The organism is Arthrobacter sp. B10-11 (genome assembly GCF_033142195.1).
GTDB classification, from domain to species: domain Bacteria; phylum Actinomycetota; class Actinomycetes; order Actinomycetales; family Micrococcaceae; genus Arthrobacter; species Arthrobacter oryzae_C.
Genome location: NZ_JAWMTH010000003.1, coordinates 345,804 through 371,058 on the forward strand (window position 1 = coordinate 345,804; position 25,255 = coordinate 371,058).

Genomic DNA, 25,255 nt, shown 5'->3' on the forward strand with positions numbered 1-25,255 from the left:
GATTCAACCGGCCGGGACGGCAGCCGGCCGGATCCCGCAACTTAGTCGGGCAGGATCCTTCTGACCACGGCGTCGGCAAGGAGCCTCCCCTTCAGGGTGAGGACAAGCCGGCCCCGGAAGGCCGCTGCGGGATCCACCAGGCCATCCGCGATCAGCCCGGCGACGGCGTGCCGTCCGGAGGATCCCAGCTCTGACACCTCAAGTCCGCTGCTCAGCCTCGCCTCCAGCATCACGCGCTCGACGTTCCGGGTCTCGGCGTCGAGCGTTTCCCTGCCGGCTGCCGGCGATGCCCCGGCGGCGAGCCTGCCCGCGTAGGCGGTGGGGTGCTTCACGTTCCACCAGCGGACTCCGCCGACGTGTGAGTGAGCCCCGGGGCCGATGCCCCACCAGTCGTCCCCGCGCCAGTACGCCAGGTTGTGCCGGCACGCCTGCTCCGGCGTACGGGCCCAGTTGCTGACCTCGTACCAGTCCAGGCCGGCGGCGGTGATGAGTTCGTCGGCGAGTTCGTACTTGGCCGCGTGGTCGTCGTCGTCGATTCCGGGAACTTCGCCCCGGCGGATCTGGGCGGCCAGCTTGGTGCCGTCCTCCACGATCAGGGCATAGGCGCTGATGTGGTCCGGCCCGTACGACAAGGCGGTTTCGAGCGAACACCGCCAGTCCTCGAGGGATTCGCCGGGGGTGCCGTAGATGAGGTCCAGGCTGACCGCTAGGCCGGCGTCACGTGCCCACTGCACCACCTGCGGCACCCTGCTGGGCGTGTGGGTGCGGTCGAGCACCTTCAGAACATGCGGGACTGCGGACTGCATCCCGAAGGAAACGCGGGTGAAGCCGGCATCAGCCAGCAGCTGCAGCGACTCGGGTGTGACTGAATCCGGGTTGGCTTCGGTGGTGACTTCGGCCCCGGGCGCCAGCCCCCATTGCGCTATTGAGGCGGCGAGGATGCGGGCCAGGTCCTCCGCGGGCAGCAGTGTGGGCGTGCCGCCGCCGAAAAAGACGGTGCCGAGCTGCCGGGCAGGCAGTCCGCTGCCTTGCAGCGCCTTGGCGGCGAACTCCACCTCGGTGATGGCCGTGGAGGCGTAGGCGTCCTGCGATGCCCCGCCGCCGAGCTCGGTTGCGGTGTAGGTGTTGAAGTCGCAGTAGCCGCAGCGGACGGCACAGAAGGGAATGTGGACGTAGAGTCCGAATCCCCGCTGCGCAGCTCCGTCGGCGGCCTGCTCGGGAAGCAGGCCGTCCGACGGCGCCGGGTCGCCCAGCGGTAGAACGCTAGGCACGGGTGCGGCCTCCGGAAGTTCCGGCCACGATCATCACTACTTCTTGGCCTTGTCCTTGGATTCGTCCGTGGTGAGCGCTGCGATGAAGGCTTCCTGCGGCACTTCCACACGGCCCACCATCTTCATGCGCTTCTTGCCTTCCTTCTGCTTTTCCAGAAGTTTGCGCTTACGGGTGATGTCACCGCCGTAGCACTTGGCAAGGACATCCTTGCGGATGGCGCGGATGCTTTCACGGGCGATGATCCGGGAACCGATGGCCGCCTGGATGGGCACCTCGAACTGCTGCCGGGGAATGAGCTCACGCAGCTTGGTGGTCATCATCACGCCGTAGGCATAGGCCTTGTCCCGGTGGGTGATGGCGCTGAAGGCGTCCACCTGTTCACCCTGGAGCATGATGTCAACCTTCACAAGGTCGGCAACCTGGTCGCCGTCGGCCTTCCAGTCCAGCGAGCCGTAACCACGGGTCTTGGACTTGAGGATGTCGAAGAAGTCGAAGACGATTTCGGCCAGCGGCAGGCGGTACCGGATTTCCACCCGGTCCTCGGAAAGGTAGTCCATGCCGCCCATCACGCCGCGGCGGCTCTGGCACAGCTCCATGATCGCACCGACGAACTCGTTCGGCGCGAGGATGGTGGCGGACACCATCGGCTCCCGGACCTCGGCGATCTTGCCGGTGGGGTATTCGCTGGGGTTGGTGACATGGACAACCTTCTTGTCCTCCAGGGTCACCTCATATTCCACGTTGGGTGCGGTGGAAATCAGGTCCAGCTTGTACTCGCGTTCGAGGCGTTCACGGGTGATTTCCAGGTGAAGCAGGCCAAGGAAGCCAACTCGGAAGCCGAAGCCCAGGGCGGCCGAGGTCTCCGGTTCGTACACCAGTGCGGCGTCGTTGAGCATCAGCTTCTCCAGCGCATCCCGGAGCACCGGGTAGTCCGTGCCGTCCAGCGGATACAGGCCGGAGAAGACCATGGGCTTGGCGTCGGCATAGCCCGGGAGGGATTCCGCGGCAGGCTTGGCAAGGTTGGTGACAGTGTCGCCCACCTTGGACAGGCGGACATCCTTCACGCCCGTGATGAGGTAACCCACTTCGCCGACCCCGAGGCCCTTGGAAGGCGTGGGCTCCGGGGAACTGACTCCAATTTCGAGGAGTTCGTGAGTGGCGCGGGTGGACATCATCTGGATGCGTTCGCGAGGGTGCAGCATGCCGTCGACCACGCGGACGTACGTGACCACACCGCGGTACGTGTCGTAGACCGAGTCGAAGATCATGGCGCGGGCGGGCGCGTTCGGGTCGCCCACGGGGGCCGGCAGGTCGCGGACGATCTTGTCCAACAGGACCTCGACTCCCATGCCCGTCTTGCCGGAGACACGCAGCACGTCATCGGGGTCTCCGCCGATCAGGCTGGCAAGTTCCTCCGCGTACTTCTCGGGCTGGGCGGCGGGGAGGTCGATCTTATTAAGGACCGGAATGATGGTGAGGTTGTTCTCCATCGCCAGGTACAGATTGGCGAGGGTCTGTGCCTCGATGCCCTGGGCCGCGTCAACAAGCAGCACTGCACCTTCGCAGGCGGCAAGCGACCGGGAGACCTCGTAGGTGAAGTCAACGTGCCCGGGAGTGTCGATCATGTTCAGCGCGTAGCTGGTGCCTTCAACTTCCCATGGCATGCGGACGGCCTGGGACTTGATGGTGATGCCGCGCTCACGTTCGATATCCATGCGGTCCAGATACTGGGCCTTCATGTCGCGGGACTGAACGACGCCGGTGTACTGCAGCATGCGGTCGGCCAGAGTGGACTTACCGTGGTCAATGTGCGCAATGATGCAGAAGTTCCGGATGATGGCCGGATCTGTTGCGGCGGGCACCGGGGCGGTGCGGGCCATGGGAGACACGCAGGGTCCTTACTGTTGGCATTTCCGCGGCTGTGCTCAGGATGGCCAAGGCCATCGCGCGACCGGCCGCACGTGAACTTCTAGTGTCCCACGTCCAGCCGCCACACAGTGCATTGTTAGTACGGCCGGTCCGCGGGAACGCCTCCGGCACCGTCCGGGGGCACAGTATCGTTGCAGGATGGCTTTCAATCTCCGCTCCCTCGGCAGGGCTGTCCGCACCGCCCTGCGCCTTCTGGAAGGGCGCCCCGCAGTCCCTGCCCCACGCGCCGGAACCCGCCCGGCGCCCGCCCGAACAACACCCACCCGGTCCACACAGCCGCGCGACGCCGTCGCCGGTATCCGCGGAAACTACCCGGGCGACTTTAAGGGCACCGCGACTATCAAGTACGCCCCCTCCCCCAACGGCAAGCCGGAACCGGGCGAAGTGGTGTGGACGTGGGTCCCCTATGAAGAGGACCACTCCCAGGGCAAGGACCGGCCGGTCCTCCTGATCGGCAGCCGCGGGCGCTTTCTGTTGGGTCTGATGCTCACCAGCAAGGACCACGACCGGGACCGCCGCGATGACGCGAACTACGTGGATATCGGAACGGGCAGCTGGGACCGGCAGCGCCGGCCCAGCGAAGCCAAGCTGGACCGCGTCATCCAGATCAGCCCGGATGACATCCGCCGGGAAGGCGCAGTCCTGGACCGGAAGCGCTTCGACAGCGTCTCGACCGTCCTTCGCGAGCTCCACGGCTGGAGATAAAGGACTGTCTCACCGAAAATGGCGGAAGGACACCGGCATTGGCGCGCGTCTGCTATTATTGACAGCTGTGTGTCCGTGCAGGTCGACGGCCACTGATGGTTGGCCGCCATAGGTATCCCCACGCCGCTCAGTCAATGGCCAATCTGAAAGCCCTCTAGACCATTTCCGCATTAAAAAGAGAGTTCACACGTGGCTAATATCAAGTCCCAGAAGAAGCGCATCCTCACCAACGAGAAGGCTCGCCTGCGTAACAACGCAGTCAAGTCCGAGCTGAAGACGGCCATCCGCGCCGTCAACACTGCCGTTGAGTCCACCGACAAGGATGCCGCTGCTGCTGCGCTGGTTGCTGCAAGCCGTAAGCTGGATAAGGCTGTCAGCAAGGGCGTTCTTCACAAGAACAACGCTGCAAACCGCAAGTCGGCGATCTCCAAGAAGGTCAACGCACTCTAAGGTTTTCCAGTTCAACTGAACTGATGATTGTGGCCGGCACCCCGTACGGGGTGCCGGCCACATCCATTTAACGACGGCATGGAACTAGTTGCGGCGGACCGACGTGGCGATGACGGTGACGGCGTGCTCCACCGCATACACCGGATCCCGGGACAGGCCCTTGACCTGCGCGTCCGCCTCGGCAGTTACCTGGATGGAGCGGACCAGGCCGTCCGGAGTCCAGCGACGGACGTCCCGCTGCGCCTGTTCCACCAACCACGGCTGCATGCCCAGCTGCCGCGCGATCTGGGCCGATGACCCCTGCGCGCCGGCAACTTTCGCCACCGTGCGAAGTTTGGCGGCCAGGGCAGCCACCAGCGGAACGGGGTCAGCGCCCGTCGCCAGGGCGTGGCGAAGCGTGGAGAGGGCCAGCGGGGCGTTGCCTGCCAGCGCGGCATCGGCGACCTTGAAGGCTGTCGCCTCGATCCGGCCGCCGTAGTAGCGGTCCACCATGTCGGTATCAACGGCTGTGGCAGCGTCGGCGATGAGCTGGCTGCAGGCGGCGGCGAGTTCCGAAAGGTTGGCTCCTACCGCATTGACCAGGGCATGGACGGCTTCCGGCTCGATGCGGCGGGAGGCGCCCCTGAATTCGGCTGTGACGAACGCTGATTTGTCCGCATCCTTCTTCAGCGGCTGGCAATCAACCACCGGCCAACCGGCCGCCTTAATAGCATCGAGCAGCTTTTTGCCCCGGACGCCCCCGCCGTGGCGGACCACCAGGACGGCGTCGGGTTCGGGGTCAGCCAGGTACTTGAGGGCGTCCGCCAGGAAAGCGTCGTTCATCGCTTCCGCGGACTCCACCTCGATCAGCTTGGATTCGCCGAACAGCGACGGGCTGACGTTCATGGCGAGGGAGCCGGGTTCGTAGCTGCCCGCGTTGAGCCTGGTGATTTCAACATCGGGGTGGGCCGCACGGACCTGTGACCTGATGCGGTCCATGGCGCGGATGCCGAGATACTCTTCGGGCCCGCCGATCAGCACCACAAGGGCGGGGGTTACGTCACGCCAGGTGGCCGTCGCCGACGTCGCCGGCTTGGATCGTGCTTTTTGCGCAGCGGCCACTCTTGGTTCCTCCCGGACATCAGATTAATACCTCTAAGACTCCCATGGCAGCGGCGCTCGTCCAAGCCGGCCATGGGCGGCCATAGCTCCAGCAGATCGATGGTCTTTTGGTGTGCCGCCAGAACCAGCCGCCACACCGTCCGCGGGTGCAGAACGGTCCAGAGCAAGGCCGTGGTGCAGGCCGAGAATGATGCCATGGTGGCTGCGCCGAATACTCCCTCCGGCCACGGCAGGGCGGCCCCGGGGAGGGCAGCGAAAAACCTGGCAACGCCGGCAACTCCGGCAGAGAATACCCCCGCCACCGCGATGGGAACGGCAGCTATCCACGGGGCAAATGGCACCACCGGGACCGCGGCGGTGCCGAGGATGGTGACCGGTGCCACCAGCGGCGCAGCCACCATGTTTGCCAGCAGTGCGTAGGACGAGAACTGCGGCTGCAACAGGACTATCACCGGGCCGCAGAAGAGCTGTGCGGAGAGCGGAACGGCCAGGCCGGCGGCCAGCCAGCGCGGAACAACGGGCGGCAGCCATTCCATCATCCGCGGGCCGGCAACCACGATGCCGAGCGTTGCCAGAACGGACAGGAGGAAGCTGAAACTGGTCCCCAGTGCCGGATCCGCCATGAGGAGTCCGATCACCGCGAGGCTGAGGAAACTGAGTCCGCGTCCGGTCCGGCCCCCGGACAGGGACACCAGTCCGATCGCTCCCATGAGCGCGGCGCGGAGGACGCTGGCGTCCGGGCCCACCATCAGGACGAACAGTGCCAGGCCGGCGAGGGCGGCTGCGGCAGCGGGAGCCCTCGGTAGGCGAACAGTCCGGGCTGCCAGCAGGAGAGCCCCCAGGATGAGGCTGCAGTTTGCCCCGCTGACAGCCGTCAAGTGGGTCATTCCCACGGTTTTCATGGCACTTTCGAGCTGTTCATCGAGAAAGGTCGTGTCACCCGTAACCATTCCCGGCAGCAGGCCGCGGGCATCCCCGCCGATCCATTCCGCTGCCGCAGCGAACCCGCTACGCAGGGCGCCGGGCCCCTCCTGCAACACCGAGGCAGCAACCGTGGTGGCCGGGCCCGTGGTGGCTGACAGGGTGCCCGCCTGCGTTTGGCCGTCTTCGGCCGGCCTCAGCTTTCCCGTCGTCCGGATCCGCTCGCCGGGCACCACGTGCTGCCACTCTGCTCCGCCCACAATCAGCAGGCGGGCCTCGCCCCTGATAAGGGCGCCCTTGGCAATGATCCCGAACGCCGTGGCCTGGACCGCCCACCGGCCCGACCCGGCCCGGCCGGGAACCTTGAGCTGGCGCGGAGTCCCGGTGATTTCCGCCTCAACCACCACAGCAGCGCCGGCCCTCACGGCACCGGCCACCGGCCCGTCATGCTTCTGCGAGGCGGCAATCGCCGAATGGGACGCGACCGCTGCCGACAGCAGCAAGGCAACGGCGAGGGTCGTCAGGAAACTGCGTGCGGCCAGCCCGGACCCGGGGGCGCGGACGCGCCGACGGCGGATCGCAACGAGCAGCACCGCGGCCGCCACGAGGAATCCCCCGATCAGGACACTGAGAGCCGGCAGCGGCAACCAGACGCCCGCGACGGCGGCCGCCCAGGCGAGGAGGACGGGAGGCGCCAACCGCAGGTCAGTCCGGCGCCGCGGCCTGTCGCCCGTTCCGGATGCAGCGGCCTTTCGCGAGCTGCCCGCCTTTTCCTCGGGCCCCGGAAGCAGCCGGCCGGCGAGCATTCCGCGCAATCCTGTCGACGTCCGCGGAAGGATGCCCTTTATCCCGGCGGCGCGGACTGCCGGTCCCGCCTGGGGTGCAGCCATCGAGTCCCGGGAAGCGTCCGGTGGCAGCGGTTGGGCTGCGTGCTGCTCACCCCGGACTGCGGCTTCGACGAAACGGTGCCACGGGCTCGGCCTGCCCATCTCAGGAAATCCGCACGAGTGGCAGCAGCGTTTCCAGCATCTTGGGCCCTACGCCGTCCACGGCGTCGAGTTCTTCAACCGAACTGAACCGCCCATGTTCCTTGCGCCAGTCCACGATGCGCTGGGCCAGGACCGGACCCACCCGGGGCAGTGCCCCCAGTTCCTCCACGGATGCCGAGTTCAGATCGATTTTGGCCCCGTCTGCTCCGGGTTCGCCGGCCCCGGACCCGCCTCCGTCGGACCCGGTTTCGCTGGCTGCAGTCCCGGGTGAATCCGCCGGATCGCCGAGCTGCGGAACATGGATCTTCTGGCCGTCGGTCAGGACAGCAGCCAGGTTCAAGCGGTTGAGGTCCGCTCCGGGCCCGCTGCCACCCGCCGCGGCGATCGCCTCGTGGATCCTGCTCCCCGGCGGCAGTTCCACCACGCCTGCCCTGTTCACCGCCCCCGCGATGTGGACCACGATCTTCGCACCGGATGCGGCATCCCTGGCCCCCTCCGCTGCCGGGCCACCGGACTCCGGCGGCGGCCCGGCGCCCGGCCCTGCTTCCGGCTGCCCGCGTGCCTCCGGGCTGCTGACGTCGCTCAGGGGCACCACGTGGGGACGGCTGACTGCAACGTCCCACCAGAACCAGCCGCCCAGCAGGAGACTCAGGATGCCCAGCACTACCGCAACGCGCAGCCCGGTACGCCATCTGTATTTCGCCGGGGCCAGGGTCCCGTGGCCGGCAGACGCGTCGATGCCTCCCGGAGCCTGCTGCGCACCGCCGTCGTACGTGAAGGGCTGACTCCCCACGGTTCCGGCCACCTGCTGCAAGAGTCCCGTCAACCCCGTTTTGTCCGTCCCCGCCGCATTGCCGTCGTCACCGCCATTATGGTCCTCACCGGTGGCTGCCGGGCTGAGGGAAGCCGTCAGCCGCCGCCGTGCGCGGGTGGCCGCGGCAGGTGCTCGCGCTTCCGCGTTCCGGCGTGACATACAGCCCACGCTAGAAGCACAAGCCCGGGAGAAACAGCGGGAACGGCCGTATGTGGAAAGCACAGCGCGCCAAGGGCCCCCGGCTGGCGCGCGGGACTTTCACCATTCACTGGAGTTATTGACCGCGAAGGCCGACCGGGCCTACGATTTTGCCCTGCCCCCGAAAATCGGCGGCAGTTCTGAGCGATGGGGGCGGTCATGGTGTCGAAAAAGTCTGTGCTCTTTTCCGGTTGCGGCGTGGGTTTGGTGCTGGTGTTTGCGGCCGGGGCGGCGCCAGCCAGCGCGGCCAGCAGCGACGGCACGCAATTCACCGAAACCTCCACGTGCGTCACGGATGAGGTCTCAGGGTGGACGTTCTGCCAGACGGGCTCGGAACGGCACATCGAGGTGCGGACGCCAAGCGGAGTCGCTGTCTTCCAGGGAAGCGGCCAGGTCAGCGCCACCCAGGTCTCCCCCGACGGCGAAACCACCACCGTGGACAACACGCACACGTTCGTCAGCGTGTTTTCCTACTACGAAAGCCCCTGGTCCTTCGACCCTAATGTCATCAAGACCGACGCAACCAGCGTCTACACCTTCCCCGGCGGCGCCACCTGCACCATCGTGTCGGACAGCATCAGCGTCCTCGAGGATAGCCGCTACAACCGCGACACGGTGACCTGCAGCCCCTGAAGAGGGGCTTGTTACTTCTGGTAGGTGATGTAGGCCTCGTACTGGACCCGCCAGGAGTCCGGGGCTTTCGGATCGGGAACGCTCGTGGTCAGGAACTGGACGCTTGTCACCTGGCCTTTGAGATATTTCAGCCAGTTGGTCACTTCCTCCGACACGTCCTTGTCGAACTGGGCAACATGGTGCACCTGCATTGTCATGGGAGCCTCCTTGCTCGGCGGAGAGCTTGCTCGGTGGGGAGACTGTACTACCGGCGCAGCTACTGGACCAGAGCGGGTTCCTTCTGCGGCGTGCTGCTCTCCCCCACGATCACGGCGAGCACGCCCAGCCCGGCGTGGGCCGCGAGGACTGCCGGCAGCGAACTGATCTGGGCCGGGGGCACGTCCGGGAGCGACGCCGAAAGCCTGTCCGCAAGCTCAGCGGCTTCCCCGGGGTTGCCGAAGTGGTGGACGGCCAGGCGGGCCTGGCCGGTTGGCCGTCCCGCGGCATCGGCAACCACGATTTCCTCGAGCCGCGCCACAGCCCGCACGGCGGACCTGACCTTCTCCATTGGAACGATCTTCCCGTCCTCCACCGCGAGGATCGGCTTGATGGCAAACACGGTCCCCCAGAGGGACGCCGCCGCTCCGATCCGGCCTCCGCGGCGAAGCTGCTCCAGGCTCGGGACGTAGAAATACACCTTGGTGCGGGCCAGCCGTTCTTCGGCAAAGGTGCGCACGTCGGCCGCCACCCGGCCATCGGCAGCCGCGACCACCGCGCTCTGAACGCCCATGCCCAGCGCCATGCCCACGGTTTTCGAGTCGACCACTTCCACGGGGATGTCCACGCGTGATGCGGCAAGCCTGGCAGAGTCTGCAGTCCCGGACAGCGCTCCGGAGATGTGCACTGAGACCACCGCTTCGAAGCCGCGGCGCTGCGCCGCAAGATAGGCCTGCTCGAACTGGCCGGGCGACGGCCGTGACGTCTTGACCGGCGTGCCCGTGGCCAGCGCCACCGCAATGGTCTCGGAGATGTCGTCTTCGCCTTCGCCGTAGATCTCCGGCCCCACCATCACGGGCATGGGAACCACGGTCAGCCGCCCGTCGGCGGCGAAGTCCCTGACCCAGTCGGCGGGAAGGGCTGCGGCCGAATCCGTCACCACCGCGGTGCGCACGACGACGGCCGGCACCACTGCTTCCGGTGCAGCTCCCGTTCGGGAAGACTGCCGCAGGCGGATCAGCCGTTCCTTCAGCCACGGCCAGCCGGCCGGTTCACGGTCGTTCACGGCGTCCCCCTGCTGTTCCGGCCAAACGTGGTGAACGGCCGCCGGCATGCCGGCGGCCGGTGTCCCGGCTACGACGGGACGATGTTGACCAGTTTAGGGGCTCGCACGATGACCGTGCGGATACCCCGCCCGTCGAGGGCGCGCTGGACATTATCCGACGCGAGGGCCAGTTCACGCAGCTCGTCCTCGCCGATCTCCGGTGAGACCTCAAGGCGGTCGCGGACTTTGCCCTGGACCTGGACCACAGCGGTGACGGTCTCCTGGACCAGCAGTGCTTCATCGTGGGCAGGCCAGCCGGCGTTCGCCACCGACGCGGGGTGCCCCAGGACGTTCCACATGTCCTCGGCCGTGTACGGCGCGAAGAGGCTGAGGATGACGGCGACTGCCTCGGCAGCTTCGCGGACAGCGGGATCCGCCCCGCCGGCGCCGGCATCGATGGTCTTGCGGGTCGCGTTGACCAGCTCCATCAGCTTGGCCACCACCACGTTGAACTTGTTGCTGTCCAGGAGCGTAGCGGCATCCGCAATAGTGCGGTGCGTGACGGACCGCAGGGCACGGTCCCCCTGCGCTGCGTCCGCACCGGGCGCGCTGGTGACGTCCTGCGCCAGGCGCCAGGCCCGGGCCAGGAACTTCGCAGAGCCCGACGGCGAAACATCCGCCCAGTCGACGTCGTCCTCCGGCGGGGAGGCGAAGATCATGGTGAGGCGCACGGCGTCCACGCCGAATTTGTCCAGCTGCTCACCGAGGTCAACACCGTTCCCCAGGGATTTGCTCATGGCCTTGCCCCCGTTGAGGACCTGGCCCTGGTTCAGCAGCGCGCTGAAGGGCTCGTCGGCGTCGATCATGCCCAGGTCATGGATGACCTTGGTAAAGAACCGGGCGTACAGCAGGTGCAGGATGGCGTGCTCCACGCCGCCCACGTATTGACCCACGGGCATCCAGTCGTTGATCTTCTCAGGATCGAACGGGCCCTCGGTGTACTGCGGGGAAACGAACCGCAGGAAGTACCAGGACGAGTCGACGAACGTGTCCATGGTGTCAGTGTCGCGCTTTGCGGCACCGTGGCAGTTGGGGCACTCAACGTTGACCCAGCCCTCGGCCGCGGCCAGCGGGGAGGTGCCCTTCGGGGAGAGGTCCTCGCCGCGCAGGTCGGCCGGCAGGGTGACCGGCAGCTGCTCGTCGGGAACAGGAACTTCACCGCAGGCGGGGCAGTGGATGATCGGAATGGGCGTGCCCCAGAAGCGCTGACGGCTGAGCAGCCAGTCACGAAGGCGGAAGTTGACGAATTTTTCGCCCGTGCCCTGCTTTTCCAGCATGGCGATCGCTGCCGGAATGGCTTCGGACTTGGGCAGGCCGTCCAGGTTGCCGGAGTTGATCAGCGTTCCCTCGCCCGCGGTGGCCGTACCGGTCACCACGGGGTCGTCTTCGCCGGTGTCCAACACAGCACGAACAGGCAGGTCGAACGTCTTGGCGAAGTCGAGGTCGCGCTGGTCGTGGGCCGGAACAGCCATGATGGCCCCTGTACCGTAGTCGGCCAGCACGTAGTCGGCGGCCCAGACCGGCAGCTTCTCCCCGTTCAGCGGGTTGACGGCGTACCGGCCGGTGAACACGCCGGTCTTCTCGCGCTCGGTGGACTGGCGTTCGATCTCGGACAGTGCCTTGACCTGCTCGCGGTAGGCGTCCAGGTCGGCGGCGTGGGCCTCCGTCACCAGCTCAACAGCAAGCGGCGCGTCTGCCGCCACCACGAAGAACGTCGCGCCGTACAGCGTGTCGGGCCGGGTGGTGAAGACGGTCACGTCCTTGGCGGGCTTGCCGCCGTCGGCTTCAATGACGAAGTTGACATGGGCACCTTCGGAGCGGCCGATCCAGTTCTTCTGCATGGCCAGCACGCGCTCGGGCCAGTGGCCGCGCAGTTCGTCCATGTCATCCAGCAGGCGGTCGGCGTATTCGGTGATCTTGAAGTACCACTGGTTCAGGGACTTCTTGGTCACGGCGGTACCGCAGCGTTCGCACGCACCGTTGACCACCTGTTCGTTCGCCAGCACGGTCTGGTCCTTGGGGCACCAGTTGACCGGTGAATCCTTGCGGTACGCCAGGCCGCGCTCGTAGAAGCGCTTGAACAGCCACTGGGTCCAGCGGTAGTACTCGGGATCCGATGTGTGCAGGCGCCGCGACCAGTCCGCCGAGATGGCGTAGCGCTTGAAGGACGCCGCCTGGGTGTCGATGTTGGCGTAGGTCCACTCGCTGGGGTGTGCATTGCGCTTGATGGCGGCGTTCTCCGCGGGCAGGCCGAAGGAGTCCCAGCCGATCGGGTGCAGGACGTCGAAGCCCTTCTGCCGCAGGTACCGTGCCACGACGTCGCCCATGGCAAACGCTTCAGCGTGGCCCATGTGCAGGTCACCTGAGGGGTAGGGGAACATGTCGAGGACGTAACGGCGCTCGCGCGAGCCGTCATCAACGGGTGTGAACACCTTGAGGTCTTCCCACACCTGCGGCCACTTGGCCTCCATCGCGGCAAAGCTGTAGGTGCCCTCCTCGGGGCCTTCCGTCGCGACTGCTGCTGTTCCGGTCTCTGTCTCCGGCTGAACGCTCACTGCTGCCCTCTTCTGTTCTGTACCGCTTTTCGTACGGCCACGGCGTGCTGTCCCGCCCCGGCCCCCTGATCCCCTGCTTGCGGGCCGGGAAATACCCCAGACACACAAAAGCCCCTCGACATGGAGGGGCGGCCGCTCGGCAATCCGTATTTGGTCGGGATACCGGGCGGCTAGCTAAGCAGAAGGATCGCACGCATAGAACTACTTTAGCGCACCCTCACCCTGCGCTAAACGTAAGTCGCCACGAGCGGCTGAAGTAGGCAAGTGTGCGAAGAGGGGGGCCGGTGACTCCCCGCCATGGTGTGGTGGGCACCGCGAAGCGGGCGGGCGGGAGTCACCGGCCCCTCTCTCATCTCAACTCACGCCTACTTCACGTCCTCGTCGACCCAGTCCATGGACTTCGTGACGGCCTTCTTCCAGAGGCGCATCTGGCGGTCCCGTTCAGCCTCGTCCATCTGCGGTTCCCAGCGCTTGTCCTCGGACCAGTTGGCCGAGCACTCCCCCAGGTCCTTCCAGAAGCCGACGGCCAGGCCTGCGGCGTAGGCGGCACCGAGGGCCGTGGTCTCCACAACCTTCGGCCGGATCACCGGAACGCCCAGAATGTCCGCCTGGAACTGCATCAGGGCGTCATTGGCAACCATGCCGCCGTCGACCTTCAACTCCGTCAACGGAACCCCGGAGTCCGCGTTGACGGCGTCGAGCACCTCACGGGTCTGGAAGGCCGTGGCCTCCAGGGCCGCGCGGGCAATGTGGTTCCTGTTCACGAAGCGGGTCAGGCCAACGATGGCGCCGCGGGCGTCGGACCGCCAATAGGGTGCGAACAGTCCGGAGAACGCCGGCACGATGTAGACGCCGCCGTTGTCCTTAACCGCGGCCGCCAGCGTCTCCACCTCCGGGGCGCTGCTGATCAGGCCGAGGTTGTCACGCAGCCACTGGATGAGGGATCCGGTGACGGCGATGGAGCCTTCCAGCGCGTAGTGCGGAGCCGCGTCCCCCAGCTTGTAGCCCACGGTGGTCAGCAGGCCGTTCTTGGAGTGGACGATTTCCTCACCGGTGTTGAAGATCAGGAAACAGCCTGTGCCATAGGTGTTCTTGGCCTCGCCGGCGTCAAACGCCGCCTGTCCGAACGTGGCCGCCTGCTGGTCGCCCAGGATGCCGGCAACCGGCGTTTCGCGGAGCAGCTGGGACGTGTGCACGGTGCCGTAGACCTCGGAGGAGGACTTGATGGCGGGCATCATCGACGCCGGAACGCCGAAAGCGTCCAGGATCTCCTGGTCCCAGGAGAGCGTGTCGAGGTCCATGAACATGGTCCGCGAGGCGTTGGTGACGTCGGTGACGTGCACCCCGCCGTCCACACCGCCGGTGAGGTTCCACAGCACCCAGCAGTCGGTGTTGCCGAAGACGAGGTTGCCGGCTTCGGCCTTGGCGCGGGCGCCTTCCACGTTGTCCAGGATCCACTTGATCTTGGTGCCGGAGAAGTACGTGGCCAGCGGCAGGCCCACCTTCTGCTTGAAGCGCTCCGGCCCCCCGTCCTTGGCGAGTTCATCCACGATGTCCTGGGTCCGGGTGTCCTGCCAGACGATGGCGTTGTAGACGGCCTCACCGGTTGTTTTGTCCCAGACCACGGCCGTTTCGCGCTGGTTGGTGATGCCGACGGCGGCGATGTCGTGCCGGGTGAGGTTCGCCTTCGACAGTGCGGAGGCAATGACTTCGCGGGTGTTGTTCCAGATTTCGGCGGGGTCGTGCTCCACCCAGCCGGCCTGCGGGAAGATCTGCTCGTGTTCCATCTGCCCGGAGGAGACGATGCTGCCGCTGTGGTCGAAGACGATGGCGCGCGTGCTGGTGGTGCCCTGGTCGATGGCGATTACGTACTGGTTCATGTTGACGTCCTTGTCTGTTGTCTGAAGTGCTTGGAGTGGGTCTTGGTCCGCAGGGCGGGAATCAGGAGGCTGCGGCGGCGATGATGGGGACAACTGCCGCCACGGCACCGGCCAGGCTGCCGCCTACCAGTGGCCCGACAACCGGGATCCACGAGTAGCTCCAGTCGCTGGAGCCCTTGCCCTTGATGGGGAGCAGGGCGTGCGCGACACGGGGCCCAAGGTCACGGGCGGGGTTAATGGCGTAGCCGGTGGGACCGCCGAGGGACACGCCGATGCCGACAACCAGCAGGGCCACAGCGAGCGGGCCCAGGCCGGACGGGGTGCCGCCGAACGTCAGGATGACGAAGACGAGCACGAACGTGCCGATGATCTCGGTGATCAGGTTCCAGGGGGTGGAGCGGATGGCGGGGCCGGTGGAGAACACGGCGAGCTTGCTGGCGGGTTCCGGTTCGGCGTCAAAGTGCTGCTTGTGGGCCAGCCACATGACCACTGCGCCCAGGAACGCACCCAGGAATTCACCGCCGAAGTAGGTCAGCGTGGACGCGAAGTCGACGCTGACGCCGGGAGCATACTCCGCCTTTCCGTTGACCAGCAGGCCAAGGGTCACGGCCGGGTTGAGGTGCGCGCCGGACCTGGCGGCGACGTACACGCCGGCGAAGACTGCGATGCCCCACCCCCATGTGACCATCAAGAATCCACCGTTGTTGCCCTTGGTGCCTTTGAGCGCGACGTTTGCCACGACGCCGCAACCCAGCAGGGTCAGCATCGCGGTTCCGAATACTTCGGAAAGGAAAACTATTCCAAGAGACATCTTTGACTCCTCTATTTTCTGTTGTCAGCCCCTCGCGAGTTTGAGGGGCTGTGGGGCCGGCATCGTTTGTGCGATGCCGGCCGGCTGCTGCGCCGGTGCTCCTCCAGCGGAACCGCGCAGCCCTTGCGCCCGGGCATCGCCGCCCGGGCACGCAAGCTTTCTAAGCGACCAGGCTGTGGACCTGGACGCCGTGGAAGCGTTCAAGCACCTCCTGGGCATGGTGGATTTCGGCTGTCTTGGCGGCGGCGTCCCAGCCCAGCGGACCAGCGAGGACGTCCGCAACCTCGTTAAGGAGCTCACCGGTCACCAGCCCGCGGAAGGCCAGGGACGTGCGCCGGATCAAGATATCGACGAGGTGTCCCACCTGTTCGTTCCGGGCCATGAACTCCAGTTCGCGGACGCTGAGTTCCCGCGTGGAGTGCAGGGGCCGGTCCGGTCCGGCATCGAGGTAGCGCAGGACCTCTTCGGCGCGTGTGCCGTAACGGGTCAGCAGTCCGGAGATCCGGTCGGCGTCGCGGCCGGCGGACATATGCGCCTTGATCCACTGCTGGATTCCCGCGTCGGTATCCGGGAACCCGGCCCCGCCGCCGATGGCGAGCTTCGCCGTCGAAACCTTCCGCTCCAGGCCCAGTTCCTTGAGCACGTCATTCGTGAGGTGCTCGGCCAGCGCCCGGAACGTAGTCCATTTGCCGCCCACCAAGCTGAGTACGACGGCGCCGCTGGCTGACGTTGCCTGTCCGCCGGACACCGCTTCATGCCCGCCGGCCCTGCGTTCGATGCGGTAGTCGCGGCTGACGAAGCCGGGCTGGGTGGCGTCGTGCTTAGGCAGCGGGCGGACGCCGGCAAAGGTGTAGACGATCTGGTCCCTGTTCACGGCAACTTCCGGGAAGACGTGGCCGATCAGGTCGAAGAAGTAGTCGATCTCGGCGTCGGTGCAGACGGCGTCTTCGGCCATGTCTGCGTCCACGTCGGTGGTGCCCACGAGGACGCGGTCGCCCATCGGATAGATGAGGACAATCCGGCCGTCGGTGTGTTCGAAGAAGATTTCACGGCCGTTGCAGGCTTCGAGGAGCTCCGGGTGGTCCAGCACGATGTGCGAGCCCTTGGTGCCGCCCATAAAGGTGGACGCGGCGCCCATGGCCTGGTTGGTCAGGTCCACCCAGGCGCCCGTGGTGTTCACGATAACGTCCGCTGTGAAGTCAAAGACCTCGCCGGTAAGCTCGTCGCGCAACTGGACTGTGCTGCCGCCCGTGGAGCCCGTCGGGTTCCCTGCCGCTCCGCCCATGGACAGGAGCGAGAGGTAGTTGCTGGCCCGCGCGTCGCTGTGGCCGCCGGCGCCGGCTTTCTCGCCGTCCTGGAGGACGTCGAGGGTGAGGCGCTCGGGGTTGTGGACCGAGGCGTCGAAGTAGGTGGCCGCGTACTTGATGCCCGGGTGCAGCCGCGGCAACTCTGCCAGGGCCTGGGTCCGGCCGCGGAACTGGTGGCGCGGAACCGTGCCGCCGTCGCGTGAGAAGAAGTCGTACATGCTGAGGCCGAGCTTGATCAGGAAGGCACCGCGTTCCTTCGGTTTGCCCTGCTGCTTGTGGGTCAGGAACCGCAGCGGCGCGGACAGTACACCCGAGAAGGTACTGAAAATGGGGATAGTGGTCTGGAGCGGCTTGACGTAGTGGGGAGCGATGCGCAGGAGCCTGTTACGTTCGACGACGGACTCCTGGACCAGCCGGAACTCACCGTTCTCCAGGTACCGGATCCCGCCGTGGATCATGTGCGACGACGCACCGCTGGCCCCCTGGCAGTAATCACCCCGTTCAACGAGCGCAACGTCGACGCCCTGCAGTGCCAGGTCGCGGAACGTGCCGACTCCGTTGATCCCGCCGCCGATGATCAGGACTTGTGCGCGGGGCCGCTGGCGCAGGCTCTGCACTGATGACCGCTGGCGGCTGGAAGCCGGATGGCCGGATGAATCGTTGGTTCCCAAATCTGCTCCTTTGGGTTTGGTCCTGTGCGGCGCGCCTCACAGCGCGGCGCCGTTCACCACTATTGTTTGGAGTAATGGAAAATGGAGTCAAGCACTATGCACAAACGTGCAGAACGGAAGCCCGATGCCGCGTTCACGCCACTCAGAAGCCCTCAGGGCTGCACAACTGTATTACCTCCAGGACCTGACCATGGACGCAATAGCCAGGGAGCTCAGGACCTCAAGATCCACGGTTTCACGGCTTCTTTCGGCTGCCCGGGAGACCGGGCTGGTCCAGATCCAAATCCGCAATCCGCTGGACACCGGCCCGGAACTGGAGAACATGATCCGGACCCAATACCGGGTGGATGTCCACGTTGTTCCGGTGGTGGATACCCTGAATGAGGCGGAGACCCTTGACAGGGTAGCCATGCAGGCCGCAAGGACCATCGGCCCGCTGGTTGACTCCAACGCCATCATCGGAGTCGCCTGGGGCTCCACCCTCAGCGCCGTGAGCCGGCACCTCACCCGGAAGATCACCCATGACAGCGTGATCGTCCAGCTCAACGGCGCCGGCAACATGCAGACCACGGGCATCACCTACGCGAGTGACATCATGCGCAGGTTCGGCAGCGCCTACGGCGCACGCGTTGAACAGTTTCCCGTTCCGGCCTTCTTTGACCATGCGGCCACCAAGACCGCCATGTGGAATGAACGCAGCGTCCAGCGCATCCTGGAACTACAGTCGCGCATGAGCATTGCCATCTTCGGCGTGGGATCCGTGGACGCCGACTACCCGAGCCACGTCTACGCCGGTGGCTACCTCGACGAAAGCGACCTGAACATCCTGGCCAACTCGGATGTGGTGGGGGACGTAGCCACGGTGTTCTTCCGCGGCGACGGGTCCTCCGACGGCATCACCCTCAACGAAAGGTCCACCGGCCCTGCGCTGGCGCAGTTGCGGCAGGTCCGGCGGCGCATCTGCGTCGTTTCGGGTGCTTCGAAAATCAACGGGCTGCGCGGCGCCCTCGCCGCAGGGCTTGCCACGGACCTGATCCTGGATGAGGCCACGGCACGGCGACTGGTGAGTACTGACGGGCTGTCCTGACCCCTGCTGCCAGCCACGTCCGGCCTGTCCAGGGGAGGATGGCGGTGCCGAGTCGGTAGAGTCAGTGCTATGAAAAATTCGCCCCGGCTTAGCCTTAATAACGGTGTGCTGATCGACCAATTGGGCTTCGGGCTCTACAAAGTTCCGCCGGCTGACGCTGCCGGCCTGGTGACCATGGCGCTCGAGGCCGGTTACCGCCACTTCGATACCGCCGCCATGTACGGGAACGAAACCGGGGTGGGCAAGGCCATTGGCGGGCTCTCCGGCTTTGCCGGAGTCGGTCCGGCCGGAGGCTCCGGAGAGGCGGCACCATCCCTCTCCCGTGAGGACCTCTTCGTCACCACGAAGGTGTGGAACGACGACCATGGCTACGACGCAACGATGCGGGCTTTCGACACCTCCATGTCCAACCTGGGAATGGAGTACGTTGACCTCTACCTCATCCACTGGCCATGCGCCGGCCGCGGACTCTTCACGGAAAGCTACCGGGCCATGGAGACGCTTTACCGCGAAGGCAGGATCCGGGCCATAGGCGTGTCCAACTTCCAGCCCGCCCATCTTGAGCGACTGCTGGAAACCGCCGAGGTGGTCCCCGCCGTGAACCAGATTGAGCTCCACCCCTGGCTGCAGCAGGAGGAACTCCGCCAGCTGCACTCCCGGCTCGGGATCCGCACCGAGGCCTGGAGCCCGCTGGGCCGGGGCAAGGTACTGGAGGATCCGGTGGTCCTGGAACTGGCGGCCGCACACCGCCGGACCGCGGCCCAGGTCATCTTGCGCTGGCACGTGCAGCTGGGCAACGTGGTGATCCCGAAAGCCAGCTCCTCCACCCGGATCCGCGAAAACCTGGACATCTTCGGCTTTGCGTTGAATGACCAGGACATGGCCGCACTGGCCGCCCTGGAACGCGGCCAGCGGACAGGTTCCCACCCGGACAACGTCAATTAGGATTCAACAGCATGGAACAAGTGGACACCGGACCGGCGCAGGCCCCGCCCCTCTTCAGCGGGCAACTCGATGACAGGACGCGGGCCGCCAGTGTGGACCTGCACGGCTGCAATGTGGACTACTGGGTCTACGAACCGCTCAGCGTGACGGCTGAGACGAGGACGATCCTGGTCATCCACGGCTTCCGCGGCGACCATCACGGCCTGCTCCGGGTCGCGGACCAGCTCCCGGACATGCGGCTCATCATGCCGGACCTGCCCGGTTTCGGCAGTTCGGATGCGTTTACGGACGGCGAACACAGCGTCAGGCGGTACGGGCAGTTCATCAGCGACTTCATGGCGGCCGTGGGCCTCGGTCCTGACACGGTGCTGCTGGGACATTCCTTCGGATCCATCATTGCCGGCCATTTCGTGGCGGCGAACCCGGGGGCGGTGTACCCGCTGATACTCATCAACCCCATCGCGGCGCCGGCACTGGAGGGACCCAAGGGCGTAATGACCAAGCTTGCCGTCCTCTACTACGAGGCCTCCGCCAGGCTGCCACGCGCACTGGGACTTTACCTCCTCCGCAGCCGGCTGATCGTGAGAGTCATGAGCATGGCCATGGCCAAGACCCGGGACAAACGGCTCCTGAGCTTCATCCACGGGCAGCACAGCGCGTACTTCTCCGCTTTCGCCAACCGGGACAGCCTGCTTGAATCCTTCAAGGCATCCGTCGGGAGCAACGTGTCCGAGGTTGCCGCTGACCTGGCACTGCCGGTACTGCTGGTTGCCGGCGAGAAGGATGAGATCGCGATGCTTCCGGACCAGCACAAGCTGAAGGCGCTGCTGCCGGACGGCACCCTGGAGGTCATTCCCGGCGTGGGGCACCTCATCCATTACGAGACACCTGAACCGGCCGCCGGCTACATCAGACGCTTCCTGAAGGACCATCCCGCGTGAAAATAATCATCGACGCCCGCTTCACCCGCCTGGACCACCACGACGGCATCAGCAGGTACGGCGCCAGCCTGATCGCGGCCACGGCCAAAATTGCCGACGTCTCAATGCTCATCAGCGACCCCAGGCAGTTAGCCCTGCTCCCGGATGTGCCTTACACGCTGATCAACAGCCCGCTCTCCCCCGCGGAACTGTTCGTGGCTGCCAAAGTCAACAAGCTGGGCGCCGACGTCGTGGTCTGCCCGATGCAGACCATGGGGACGCTCGGTCGGAAATACGGCCTGGTGCTGACACTTCACGACCTGATCTACTATGAGCACCCTGCCCCGCCGGGCTTCCTCCCGGCGCCTGTCCGCGTGCTCTGGCGCCTCTACCACAAGGCGTACTGGCCGCAGCGCATGCTCTTGAACCGGGCGGACGTGGTGGCCACCATCAGCCACACCACCGAGGCCCTGATCGCAAAGCACCGCCTCACCCGGCGGCCGGTCCGGATTGTGGGGAACGCCCCGCAGCACGGCCACACACCGCGCGACCCCGGAGCCGGCGCTGACCGGACCCTCCTCTACATGGGTTCGTTCATGCCGTACAAGAACGTGGAAACCATGGTGCGCGGGATGGCCGAACTGCCCGACATGACGCTCCACCTCCTCAGCCGCATCACGCCGCAGCGTAGGGCGGAACTCGAGGACCTGGTGCCGCCTGGCGCCGAGGTTGTGTTCCACAACGGCGTCACGGACGCTGAATACGAGGAACTCCTTGCCCGGACCACGGCGCTGATCAGTCTTTCGCGTGCGGAGGGTTACGGACTCCCGCTCGTGGAGGCGATGTCTCACGGCACACCCGTCATCGCCAGCGACATCCCGATTTTCCGTGAAGTAGGGCACGACGCCGTGAGCTATGTCCATCCGGATTCCCCGTCCGAATTCGCCGAAGCTGTGCGGAGGCTGGAAGAGCCGGAAGTATGGAAGGCGCTGTCCCGCCGTTCCGTGGAACGGGCAGCGGAGTTCAGCTGGGACCACTCCGCGCGGCAACTCGTGCAGCTGGCCGAGGAAGCCGCCGGTCTCAACCGGCGCTGAGGCCCGGCTGCCGGGGCTCCTCCGATACAGGACGCCTTACAGGACGTCCACGCCGTCGAGCCTCAGCTGGACGGGATCATCGCCGCGGCGCGCGGCCGCCGCCGCTTTGACCGCCCGCATCACGCGCGTCGCCTCGGCCGCCTGGGCGTACGGAATGAACAGCAGGGTCCGGACGTCCTCGCCGGTGTCCCGGCGGGGCGCCCGTGCGTCCGTCAGCACCAGGGGCGCCGGACCCGCTGTCCGAAGGTGGATCCCCTGTCTGGCCAGCTGCTGCTCAATCGCTTCGGTAAAGTGCCCGACGGCGGTCCGGCCGCCGGTTACGGAGGCAATCCTGACCGCCGGCGGCAGCTGGAGTTCCTGCCGCAGTGCGAGCTCGCGCCGGGCGTACCCTCCGGCGTCCCAGCGAAGCAGCGCACCGACTCCGGCAGTGTCATCGGCGGTGATCACCACCAGCCCGCCCTCGCGGGCAGGCTTGACGAGCGCTGCGGCGTTGAACCAGCGCCGGACGGCGTCCTCCCCCGCCCGGAGATTTTCGCGGCGCAGCAACGAGTCTCCGTCCAGGAGCAGCGCTGCGGCATAGCCCCCGGCTGCCACCGGTTCCGCTCCAATCGTGGCCACGACGAGGGACTTTGTGTCCAGGACAGTGGCTTTGACGTGGTCCCCCGACGAAGTGACCACGGGTTTGCCGGGAAACGCCCGGCCGAGTTCCTCCGCGGTGCGCATCACCCCGGTGGCGGAGCGGCGCAGCCTGGGGCTGGTGCAGTGGCTGCAACGCCAGTCCGGCGCGGAAGCGGAACACCAGCGGCATTGCGGCACGGCTGAGCTGCCGGCGGCACCGGCAACAGCGAGGGGTCCACTGCAGACAGGACACCGGGCCGGTTCCCGGCAGGAATCGCAAACCAGCGACGGCGCGTAGCCGGACCGGGCCACCTGGATGAGGACCGGACCGCGCTCCAGGCCTTCCTTGGCGGCACGCCAGGCCGCCCCGGGCAGCCTGGCGATCCGGGCAAGGGGGTCGCGTTCCTGCTCGAAGCTGTCTGCCGTATTGACCACGCGCGGCACGGTGCGGCGGACTTCCTGCCGGCCGGCTTCCACTGGCCGGGCCCAGCCCGCCTCCACCAGTCGCTCGAGTTCGGTGCTGCGGGTGTGTGCCGCCAGCAGGCACGCCGCACGTTCCTGCTCCGCCCGCAGGAGCAGGACGTCGCGGGTATGGGCATAGGGCGACCGCTGTTCGATATGGAGGTCGTCGCCGTCGTCCCAGCACACCACTAGGCCCAGGTTGTGCACGGGAGCGTAGGCCGCCGAGCGGGTACCGACCGCCACCCCGGCGCTGCCGGTGAGCACACGGAGGTAATTGCGGTAACGGGGCGTCGGACCGTCGTCCGCGGTAAGCCTGGCGATGTCTTCGCGTGGAAGGAGCAGGGCCAGCGCCTCCTCGACGCGGTCCAGGTCGCGGTAATCCGGAACCACCACCACCGCACCCCGGCCCGAGGCCCGGACGCCCGCCACGGCCTCGGCAATGAGGGCGGGCCAGCCAGCCGGCCCGAAGCCCTGCAGGGCGCTCAACACGGCCCGCGGCGACTCGCCGGCCCGAAGGTGCTGCAGGAATGCCGCTCCGCTGACGTACTTAGACCAGTTCCCGGGCGCCTGGTCCCGGCCCGTTGCGGGACCCTGGTCAGTTACAGGCCCTGGGCAGGCCGTGGCACCGGAAGCGGCCGGGCTTGCGGAGAGTACGCCTTCCGCGGCGAGTTCCTTCTCGAGCCGGGCTACCCGCGGCGGAATGGCCACGCGCAGCACGTCACTGATGGTGCCGGCATAGCGGGCAGCAACCTTCCCGGCGAGGTCGGCCAGTTCCGGAGTGAGTACCCGGACAGACGAAACCACCTTGTGGAGCGGGACGAGCGCGTGCCCGGCATCGGATTCAACTATCCGGTCCAGGATGTAGCCGCTGAGTTCCTGCCCGTTGAATTTGACCTTGACGCGCACCCCCGGCTGCGCGGCGTCGTCGAACGCGGCGGGCACGCTGTAGTCAAAGGGCCTGTCCAGGTGCGGCAGCGAGGACTCGATGAGCACCCGGGCGACGGGCAGCGAGGGGGCGAGGGCAGGACCGCCGGGCATTTGCGGGCGGCCGGCCGGGAAGCCCTGCAGCAGGGACAGCTGGAGCGGCTCGTCGGTGGCCGAAGTGTCGCCCGGAAAGGAAGCGATGGGACCAACCTCCGTTCAGCATGCTGCCAGTAGTGGCGCCAGTGGTTCCGGCGCCATGAATGCAGCGCCATCAGCGCCGGAAAGCACTGTAGCAGGGCCGCCCGGACGGGGGCCCTGCTACAGCCAAACACATGGCACCGACAGTAATCGGTTCTCAGGCGTTGAAGAACGCCTTGAGGTCGTCCACGCGGTCAAGCCGTTCCCAGGTGAAGTCGGGATCGTCGCGGCCGAAGTGTCCGTGCGCCGCGGTTTTGGCGTAAATGGGCCGCTTGAGGTCCAGTGCGTCGATGATGGCGCGGGGACGGAGGTCGAAGATCTCCGAAATCGCTGCGCTGATGCGGTCCGGGTCCACGGTTTCGGTGCCGAAGGTCTCCACGTAGGTGCCCACGGGGCGTGCCTGGCCGATGGCGTAGGCGATCTGGATTTCGGCCCGCTTGGCAAGTCCTGCGGCAACTACGTTCTTGGCCACCCAGCGCATGGCGTAGGCCGCCGAGCGGTCAACCTTGGACGGATCCTTGCCGGAGAAGGCGCCGCCGCCGTGGCGTGCCATGCCGCCGTAGGTGTCCACGATAATCTTGCGGCCGGTCAGGCCGGCGTCGCCCACGGGTCCGCCGATCACGAACGCACCGGCAGGGTTAAGGATGTTGCGGGTACGGGAGATGTCCAGGTTGGCCGCCGCCAGCACGGGATTGATCACATGGGTGGCGAGGTCGGCGCGCAACTGCTCGAGGCTGGCGCCTTCCGCGTGCTGGCTGGAGATCACGATGGTTTCGACGGAGACCGGCCGGTCACGGTCGTAGCCGATGGTGGCCTGGGTCTTGCCGTCCGGGCGGAGGTAGGGAAGCTCGCCGTTCTTGCGCACTTCGGTAAGCCGTTCAGAAAGGCGGTGCGCGATCCAGATCGGCACCGGCATGTAGGACGGCGTCTCATCGCTGGCATAGCCGAACATGAGGCCCTGGTCCCCGGCGCCCTGGAGGTCGTAGTCGTCTTCCTGGCGGCCTTCACGGGCCTCCAGGGAATTGAACACGCCGCCGGCGATGTCGTTGGACTGCTGGCCGATGGACACGGAGACACCGCAGCGGGCACCGTCGAACCCGTTGGCGGAGGAGTCGTAGCCGATCCCCAGGATGGTCTCGCGAACGATCTGCGGGATTTCCACGTAAGCGTCGGTGGTGACTTCACCCGCAACGTGAACCAGCCCGGTGGTGGCCAGCGTCTCAACGGCCACGCGCGACTCGGGGTCCTTCGCCAGCAGGGCATCCAGGATTGCATCGCTGATCTGGTCGCAGATCTTATCCGGATGGCCTTCAGTCACGGACTCGGACGTGAAAAGGCGAAGGGATGGCGGCGTCGCGCCATGGGAAGCGGGAATGTGCAGCGGTAAAGTCACTCAACTACCTTACTGGTTGGGGATCGGTCAGGCCTCAGCATGTGTCCCCCTGCTAAGGAGGCCTTGCACACGCCGGGC

At 66.5% G+C, this 25,255-nt stretch carries 20 protein-coding genes; 7 read left to right on the forward strand and 13 right to left on the reverse strand.

The features are described from left to right. Positions 1-41: 41 nt before the first annotated feature. Together hemW and lepA are read right to left on the reverse strand one after the other, a co-directional pair. Positions 42-1,271 (reverse strand): radical SAM family heme chaperone HemW, encoded by a 1,230-nt coding sequence (gene hemW / locus RW112_RS11530; RefSeq protein WP_317781878.1) that lies wholly within the window; start codon positions 1,269-1,271, stop codon positions 42-44. A 36-nt stretch (positions 1,272-1,307) separates the two neighbouring features. Next, positions 1,308-3,161, reverse strand: a complete 1,854-nt coding sequence (lepA, locus tag RW112_RS11535; protein WP_305941160.1) for a translation elongation factor 4 — start codon at positions 3,159-3,161, stop codon at positions 1,308-1,310. Between the two features lie 178 nt (positions 3,162-3,339). On the opposite strand from lepA, the gene RW112_RS11540 reads away from it, so the two are divergent. After that, on the forward strand, positions 3,340-3,906 hold the full coding sequence (locus tag RW112_RS11540; RefSeq protein ID WP_317781879.1) for a type II toxin-antitoxin system PemK/MazF family toxin: 567 nt from the start codon (positions 3,340-3,342) through the stop codon (positions 3,904-3,906). Between the two features lie 189 nt (positions 3,907-4,095). Continuing rightward, positions 4,096-4,356: a 30S ribosomal protein S20 gene (gene rpsT, locus RW112_RS11545; RefSeq protein ID WP_011692086.1), complete on the forward strand. Its 261-nt coding sequence runs from the start codon at positions 4,096-4,098 to the stop codon at positions 4,354-4,356. Positions 4,357-4,440: 84 nt separating this feature from the next. Here the strand turns inward: rpsT and holA are convergent, their stop codons facing one another. From holA to RW112_RS11560, 3 genes are read right to left on the reverse strand one after another with little or no spacing between them, the layout of a single operon-like run. Further along, positions 4,441-5,457 (reverse strand): DNA polymerase III subunit delta, encoded by a 1,017-nt coding sequence (gene holA, locus RW112_RS11550; RefSeq protein ID WP_317781880.1) that lies wholly within the window; start codon positions 5,455-5,457, stop codon positions 4,441-4,443. Continuing rightward, the gene (locus RW112_RS11555) at positions 5,391-7,367 is read right to left on the reverse strand and encodes a ComEC/Rec2 family competence protein (RefSeq protein WP_317781881.1); all 1,977 of its coding nucleotides are present in this window, start codon (positions 7,365-7,367) and stop codon (positions 5,391-5,393) included. Before RW112_RS11555 ends, holA begins: the two co-directional genes overlap by 67 nt. Position 7,368: 1 nt before the next feature. Next, complete coding sequence (locus RW112_RS11560; protein WP_317781882.1) at positions 7,369-8,340, reverse strand: helix-hairpin-helix domain-containing protein; 972 nt, start codon at positions 8,338-8,340, stop codon at positions 7,369-7,371. A 198-nt stretch (positions 8,341-8,538) separates the two neighbouring features. Between RW112_RS11560 and RW112_RS11565 the strand changes: the two genes are divergently transcribed. Next, a complete protein-coding gene (locus RW112_RS11565) occupies positions 8,539-9,012 on the forward strand; it encodes a hypothetical protein (RefSeq protein ID WP_317781883.1) in 474 nt (157 codons plus the stop codon). 11 nt (positions 9,013-9,023) lie between these two features. Here RW112_RS11565 and RW112_RS11570 read toward each other — a convergent pair whose 3' ends face one another. The 6 genes from RW112_RS11570 to RW112_RS11595 all read right to left on the reverse strand — a co-directional run bounded on the left by RW112_RS11570 (position 9,024) and on the right by RW112_RS11595 (position 17,536). Continuing rightward, positions 9,024-9,209 carry a hypothetical protein gene (locus RW112_RS11570; RefSeq protein ID WP_317781884.1) on the reverse strand — a complete coding sequence of 62 codons (186 nt, stop codon included), beginning with the start codon at positions 9,207-9,209 and terminating at the stop codon, positions 9,024-9,026. A 59-nt stretch (positions 9,210-9,268) separates the two neighbouring features. Next, a complete protein-coding gene (locus RW112_RS11575; RefSeq protein ID WP_317781885.1) occupies positions 9,269-10,273 on the reverse strand; it encodes a DegV family protein in 1,005 nt (334 codons plus the stop codon). A gap of 68 nt (positions 10,274-10,341) precedes the next feature. Continuing rightward, the gene (gene leuS, locus RW112_RS11580) at positions 10,342-12,867 is read right to left on the reverse strand and encodes a leucine--tRNA ligase (RefSeq protein WP_317781886.1); all 2,526 of its coding nucleotides are present in this window, start codon (positions 12,865-12,867) and stop codon (positions 10,342-10,344) included. Positions 12,868-13,232: 365 nt separating this feature from the next. Then, a complete protein-coding gene (gene glpK / locus RW112_RS11585) occupies positions 13,233-14,747 on the reverse strand; it encodes a glycerol kinase GlpK (protein WP_317781887.1) in 1,515 nt (504 codons plus the stop codon). Between the two features lie 61 nt (positions 14,748-14,808). Then, entirely contained in the window at positions 14,809-15,558 is a 750-nt protein-coding gene (locus RW112_RS11590; RefSeq protein WP_317781888.1) for an MIP/aquaporin family protein, read from the reverse strand. A gap of 160 nt (positions 15,559-15,718) precedes the next feature. Next, positions 15,719-17,536, reverse strand: coding sequence for a glycerol-3-phosphate dehydrogenase/oxidase (locus RW112_RS11595; RefSeq protein ID WP_317781889.1), 1,818 nt, complete (start codon positions 17,534-17,536; stop codon positions 15,719-15,721). A gap of 124 nt (positions 17,537-17,660) precedes the next feature. Between RW112_RS11595 and RW112_RS11600 the strand changes: the two genes are divergently transcribed. The 4 genes from RW112_RS11600 to RW112_RS11615 all read left to right on the forward strand — a co-directional run bounded on the left by RW112_RS11600 (position 17,661) and on the right by RW112_RS11615 (position 21,582). Further along, positions 17,661-18,623, forward strand: a complete 963-nt coding sequence (locus RW112_RS11600) for a sugar-binding transcriptional regulator (protein ID WP_317781890.1) — start codon at positions 17,661-17,663, stop codon at positions 18,621-18,623. A gap of 69 nt (positions 18,624-18,692) precedes the next feature. Continuing rightward, positions 18,693-19,568, forward strand: a complete 876-nt coding sequence (locus RW112_RS11605) for an aldo/keto reductase (protein WP_317781892.1) — start codon at positions 18,693-18,695, stop codon at positions 19,566-19,568. An 11-nt stretch (positions 19,569-19,579) separates the two neighbouring features. Then, on the forward strand, positions 19,580-20,509 hold the full coding sequence (locus RW112_RS11610) for an alpha/beta hydrolase (protein WP_317781893.1): 930 nt from the start codon (positions 19,580-19,582) through the stop codon (positions 20,507-20,509). Then, entirely contained in the window at positions 20,506-21,582 is a 1,077-nt protein-coding gene (locus RW112_RS11615; protein ID WP_317781894.1) for a glycosyltransferase family 1 protein, read from the forward strand. Before RW112_RS11610 ends, RW112_RS11615 begins: the two co-directional genes overlap by 4 nt. 36 nt (positions 21,583-21,618) lie before the next feature. On the opposite strand, the gene RW112_RS11620 is transcribed toward RW112_RS11615, so the two are convergent. Both RW112_RS11620 and metK read right to left on the reverse strand, forming a co-directional pair. Then, on the reverse strand, positions 21,619-23,700 hold the full coding sequence (locus RW112_RS11620; RefSeq protein ID WP_317781895.1) for a primosomal protein N': 2,082 nt from the start codon (positions 23,698-23,700) through the stop codon (positions 21,619-21,621). A 241-nt stretch (positions 23,701-23,941) separates the two neighbouring features. After that, positions 23,942-25,177, reverse strand: coding sequence for a methionine adenosyltransferase (gene metK / locus RW112_RS11625; protein WP_305941177.1), 1,236 nt, complete (start codon positions 25,175-25,177; stop codon positions 23,942-23,944). Between the last annotated feature and the right edge of the window lie 78 nt (positions 25,178-25,255).